This is a genomic window from Dendronalium sp. ChiSLP03b, from assembly GCF_034531165.2.
GTDB classification, from domain to species: domain Bacteria; phylum Cyanobacteriota; class Cyanobacteriia; order Cyanobacteriales; family Nostocaceae; genus Dendronalium; species Dendronalium minutum.
Genome location: NZ_JAVRBR020000133.1, coordinates 1 through 5278, shown reverse-complemented (window position 1 = coordinate 5278; position 5278 = coordinate 1). Strand labels below are relative to the sequence as shown.

The 5278-nt window shown below is 39.0% G+C and carries 7 protein-coding genes and 1 pseudogene; 2 read left to right on the top strand and 6 right to left on the bottom strand.

Going from position 1 to position 5278, the window contains the following annotated elements; translation table 11 throughout:
* Positions 1-198 precede the first annotated feature (198 nt).
* The gene (locus tag RMY31_RS30980; protein WP_409878921.1) at positions 199-432 is read left to right on the top strand and encodes a hypothetical protein; all 234 of its coding nucleotides are present in this window, start codon (positions 199-201) and stop codon (positions 430-432) included.
* Between the two features lie 461 nt (positions 433-893).
* Here RMY31_RS30980 and RMY31_RS30975 read toward each other — a convergent pair whose 3' ends face one another.
* Together RMY31_RS30975 and RMY31_RS30970 are read right to left on the bottom strand one after the other, a co-directional pair.
* Entirely contained in the window at positions 894-1268 is a 375-nt protein-coding gene (locus tag RMY31_RS30975) for a hypothetical protein (RefSeq protein WP_322665437.1), read from the bottom strand.
* Between the two features lie 260 nt (positions 1269-1528).
* The gene (locus RMY31_RS30970) at positions 1529-2116 is read right to left on the bottom strand and encodes a hypothetical protein (protein ID WP_322665432.1); all 588 of its coding nucleotides are present in this window, start codon (positions 2114-2116) and stop codon (positions 1529-1531) included.
* Positions 2117-2401: 285 nt separating this feature from the next.
* On the opposite strand from RMY31_RS30970, the pseudogene RMY31_RS30965 reads away from it, so the two are divergent.
* Positions 2402-2712, top strand: a pseudogene (locus tag RMY31_RS30965) (IS630 family transposase); the annotation flags it as partial.
* Positions 2713-2928: 216 nt separating this feature from the next.
* On the opposite strand, the gene RMY31_RS30960 reads toward RMY31_RS30965, so the two are convergent.
* The 4 genes from RMY31_RS30960 to RMY31_RS30945 are packed head-to-tail and all read right to left on the bottom strand — an operon-like array spanning position 2929 to position 5110.
* Positions 2929-4140, bottom strand: coding sequence for a hypothetical protein (locus RMY31_RS30960; RefSeq protein ID WP_322665426.1), 1212 nt, complete (start codon positions 4138-4140; stop codon positions 2929-2931).
* Positions 4141-4198: 58 nt separating this feature from the next.
* On the bottom strand, positions 4199-4375 hold the full coding sequence (locus RMY31_RS30955) for a hypothetical protein (protein ID WP_322665424.1): 177 nt from the start codon (positions 4373-4375) through the stop codon (positions 4199-4201).
* A complete protein-coding gene (locus RMY31_RS30950) occupies positions 4368-4943 on the bottom strand; it encodes a zeta toxin family protein (protein WP_322665422.1) in 576 nt (191 codons plus the stop codon). Before RMY31_RS30950 ends, RMY31_RS30955 begins: the two co-directional genes overlap by 8 nt.
* Positions 4943-5110, bottom strand: coding sequence for a hypothetical protein (locus tag RMY31_RS30945; protein WP_409878917.1), 168 nt, complete (start codon positions 5108-5110; stop codon positions 4943-4945). The genes RMY31_RS30950 and RMY31_RS30945 overlap by 1 nt, the downstream gene beginning before the upstream one ends.
* Between the last annotated feature and the right edge of the window lie 168 nt (positions 5111-5278).

Here is a 5278-nt window from a genome sequence, read left to right as displayed (position 1 = left end):
GATTCTGAAACTTTGATTGAGTCAAGCTTTGAGCCTTTATTTTCTAACAGTAACTAAAATTTATAGCCAAAACTTAGAAATTAAAGCCTCGAAAGGCTTTCAGCGATTGGGTTCTCCCAAAGTGATAAAAGAGGGTTATATTTCGACTAACAAATGTAACTACGGATGCCATTGACCGCAAAGGGATCAATTTTTTTAATGACGCTATCTATTCAAGAAAAAGCAAAGATCCCAATTACACCTATAAATCATGGAAAGAAACACCAGTTCCCAGTACATGGACGAGTGAAGGCACTTGGCCCGGTTTGGGTTGTTCGGGTGCAAGTAGCTCACTTTTGTCCAAAATTGTTCTCGCTGCTTCTAGAAAAGGAAGTTACTACTCCTCCAAACACGAAGCAGAGATTCTTGTTATTCCAAGCCTTAAATTGGTAGTCTTTTCTTATTATGGCTAATCCCACTAATCCCAATGCCATCTTAATATCAACTTAAAAAGTATTTCATAATGCTAGGGCTTAGGCATTTTTTATTTTGACCACAATCAATCAGAAGAAAATAAATTGTGACGAATGCCAACATAAGCGATAGCAAACGCAATTTTCAAGCTGCGACCGCGCAATCAAGGTACGCAGCATTGGCTTCAGAAGCCTTTATCAACAAAGCTTTTTAGTTAGCAGACTTCCACTTTTCTTAGATTTCACTTACCTGAGTCAAAGCATGATTACAAAAGGGTATAATCACTTCTGAAATTGTAATAACATTCTTTGTTATATTTGCTATTATTCCTCTTCTTATTTAATTATTAAATTTTAATTTAAACTTGCTGTTTCACCACAATTTTGCAAAGGAAGATCTACACTAATTTTTTGATATTTTTGTAAGTCGTTTTCATCTAATTAGCGTACTTTAAAGTTAATTCGTACATAATTACCAGAATGATAGCCAAATATACGCTCTAAATATTCAGGTAGAGGTAAATCGGAACCACCAGGAGGATTAATGACACAACAATCAGGATTTTCTTTAATATATTCATCAAAAGATTTATACTTAATAAATTTGCGATCTTGCCTTTCTCCTGCAATTTGTATACTTAATTTTTCTGCACTATTTAGAGAATCAAAAGCTAATTTTATCTTCTCTTCATCGCTGAGATAACGCAGCTTTGCAAAGCAGAATCCTGAATAATTTAAGCTAAAGTATATGGTTAAAATAGTTGATAGTAATCCGATTAAAAGGAGAATAATTAAAAGAAAGCTACGATGTATCATTGTCTTTATGGCAATTCAATTAAATTGAGTAAAAACATATTCAGGTTAAATTAAACTACTTTACATAGAGGCGCGAGCAGGTAGAGAAATAACAAAATTGATGAAAAATAAACACAGAGAAGAAGTTAAAGCTGCGACCGAGCAAGGAAGTTACAGAGCATTACCTACTATAAACGTTTGCGGTCAGCCGTTTACTAGTTTGATACCATAGTGTGTTTCTTACTTTTTTCTTGAACTAATATCGGGCAAATAGCCACCGATTAAGCTTGGTTTTCAGCTAAATTTTTTAATCTCAAAAATTGCTGACGCATCATTAATAAGTCTGCCCACGGCAAAAAATAGCGTATCCATGACCAAAAGCGATTTCTGGGATAGCGAATATTCCCCTTAAGAATAAGGCGACAAGCATTTGCCGTTCTTGGTATTACGACATAGCTTGCAGCAATATCACCAAAAATAGAAATGGCTTGCTCATCATCAGTTACTATCGTCAAATGTCGATTTGGTTCAAACTCAACTAATTTAAAAATGCCCATGATTGTTTGACCAACAGCTAAATTTTCCACACCCGAAAGCAGTTGCTTTGGACTGGGATGAGTGGGAATTGACTCAGCACCATGAAAAAATATTCGTTCAAGGTGGTCAAGCCAGTCATAACTGTAAGAACCTACCTTCAATTGGCATAACCACCGAAATAATACTGGCGCTGGTGCTTGCACATCAATAGCTCGAAAATATGCTTCGTCAGCATTCGACATGTAGCGTTCGCAAGGGAAGGACATCAGTCGCTCTTGTGGTGTAGACCCCCAAGTATATGCAATGCCTCGTTCTGGATTAACGTTTAGCATCGATCAATTTCAACACATTCACCCTTCAAGCATAGAGGCTTGCTCAGAAGTGATCGCTTCCCAGTAATACCAATTCACAATTCACAATTCGCAATTTGCAATTAAAAAACTTAGATACAGCAAAGCTTTCAATGGTTAAATCTGTATCAGATTTTTCGTGAAATGGTATAAACCTTAACTTTTCTTAGATTCTAGGGCATTCCACGAATTTAGGAAAAAGTGTAATGCCCTAGAAGGTGCAAAAAATGAAGGTAGACGGCAAAGGAATGAGTGCAAAGATGACTAATGCCAAAACGAATTAGTGTAGCTGCACATCTGAATTTGGAAGAGCTAGAAAAACATTACCGTCAAGCTAAAGATGGCGTAGAAAGCCGTCAGCATCAAATTATCTGGTTATTAGCACAAGGAAAAAAAACGGAGGAGTAGAGGAAATCACTGGCTACAGCAGAACATGGATGTACGCATTGGTAAAAAGATATAACGAGTTAGGGGTGGAAAGATTAGGCGATGCCTTCGGCGGGCTTTGCCTACGCAGACAGTTAAATCAAGGTACACAACCGCTAGTAGATGATAAAAAGCAAGCACAGTTATGGCGGGAGCAACGCTTCGGAGAGTGAGATGGCTCCAGCTGGGGGCTGGGGAGGCTGGGTCAGAGAAAGAAATTAAGTGGATTTAGTAGAGTTTTAGTAGCAAAAATTACTATTTTTTCTCTTTTCTCCCCCAGCACTTTCCTCTACCCCCGCGAGAAGATTGCTCATTTCAGGACGATTTCAGAAAATCGCGTTGCTCCATCACAGGCGATACACTGCATTTCAGCCAGCGCTGGTCTGTTGGAGTAACTTACTGTCCCAAGTGTAAAGTCCTATTTCATTAGGCACTCTTGAGAATCGCCCTGTGCGATGCCCGCGTGATAATTCATTTAGTACTTTGGGTTTAACTTCTCTGACATCTGATTCATCAAGTTCTCCATATAATTGTTCGATAACTTCAGCTACATTGAAAACTTGAAGAGGATTTTGTTGCAACAAAGAAGTGAGCGCATCAATTAAAAATTGCCCTTCAAATTTCCCAAGCATCGGGATGAGATTAGTTTTTGCCCTAGGGTCGGGTTTGTTATTTTTACTTTTGCTCTGTTTGTCAGAACTACTTTTACGATTCGAGTTTAGTAATTTTAAATCCAAAGTAAAACAGCCAGGTTTACCAGGAACAAGGAACCATCTATTGCTTTCTCTACCATTAGTGAGTGTTGATTGAACTCTGCCTTTTACTACTTTGAAAACATCTGGCTCCAACTCTCCGTAAAGCGATCGCACGATAAAATCTATGTGACAGACAGTGCCAGCATATTTTTCTAATAGTTTTTGTACTGCTTCAGTACGGCTTATTGACCGATATTCTGACAGCATTGGAATATCTGAAAACTTGAGCGGTTTTTGCCCTGCTGAGTGTGATGTTTCTATACCTGTAGATGTTAGTGCTGGTGAGTTTTCATCTTCGCCAGATGGTGAATAGCCTTCGTTTATCTCACCTTCGGGAGTTTGTTTAACTTCTGAGTCGATAGGTTCTACCAAATCCACTTCAGTAGTGCGATCGCTATTTGATAACGGGCGATTTTCTTTTTGTGCAGCGGTAAATACCTCGTCCACCACTGACGGGATCTCAAGATTTGGAAATTCTTGAGATGATTCACTTTCCTCTAAATCAATTGTTTGTACAGAGGAGTTGATAGGTTCTACCAAGCTGACTTCAGCCTCAGTAATACTATCGCTGTTCTCTGATAACAAGTTTTCCTCTATAGGAGCCGTAACAACTGAAGCTCCCGCCTCCATTGTTTCCAGCTTGCCGTTAGTTATTGAGCTAGAAGACCAATTAGATAGTAATGCTTCTACATGATTGAGATTGTCTAATGCTTGCGTGTATAACTTTTCGTATTTTTCTACTAAGGGAGCATAGTAGTCTCGTAATGACAATAGTGGAGTCAGAAAAGTATCAGGCGGCGACTGTATTTGCGATTGACTATCCATTTGTACTAAAAAGCGAGTAAAGTTACCACATCCTCTAAGATTGACTGGTGGGGGCAGTTCAGTCGTCTGATTTGAGAGGAGGAATTTGTTCGGCAGTTAATGTAACAACTTGACCATCTTGCCAAATACTGATAGATTCTCCTAAACGGCGGTGTCTTTCAATAGCTTTAGTAATAGCGAGTTTAACACCTGCGTCGATTTGGGTAGATAGTTTCTCAGGAATTGGCTTATTCATAAGTATTACTAGTGATTTGACTCCATAGTTGGGGTAGATATATTATAGGTTCTTGATTTAAAGGGCGTTCAGCTATTATCTGCAAAGTCGGATTAGAGTTATCGTAAACAATCCAGCGTTCGCACATGGGTAAGTATAATTCAATTAAGTTCTTTCTTCCACGTTCATAGCGACGGCGAATAGTATCTTCAGGAATGTTGTGACCGCCACTTTCTACACGTCTCTTTACCCGTGCAATAGCTAATTCAGGACTTTGTAGCCAAAAGTAAATTAGGTTGATAATATAACCTTTAGCTTGACATTCTCTCAAGAATCGGGCAAAGTTCCGAGCCGCTAATGTAGTTTCAAAAGCAAAATCAGCTTCAGTATTCACTAGAGTTTCTAGCCTTTCTAACATTAATCGTCCGGCTTGAATGGCTACAGATTCAGGATTAAAAGGAGAAAGTCCGGCTGCTATTTCATCTGCGTTGACATATTCAAATACTTCTAGGAAGTAGGGAAGGATTTGCAGTGCGGCGGTAGTTTTACCAGAACCGTTTGCACCACCGATAATGTACAGGTTGGGCATTATTTTAATGGTAATGCTAATTGTGCAGGTGATTGGGGCTGAGTTTTTGTCTTTTTCTTGGCTTTGGTTGTTACCTGTTTGGCTTCAATCACTCTTGCCGATTTGCACTTGACGATGAGTAGGTAATCAGTAACACCAGATTTTGGCGATATTCCCTGACTACACATCGTAGTCAGTGCGCCCTAACCCAAAAACCTGACGGGGTGACAAAGCGGCTGAAGCCAAGGAAATAGGAGCGTGTGACCGTTTTGGGGTAAAAAAAGATAGGTCAGGTATTCTCAACAAGACCTATCAAATGATAATGTTACCTAAATTCTACCAAAACTGCTTTCAAA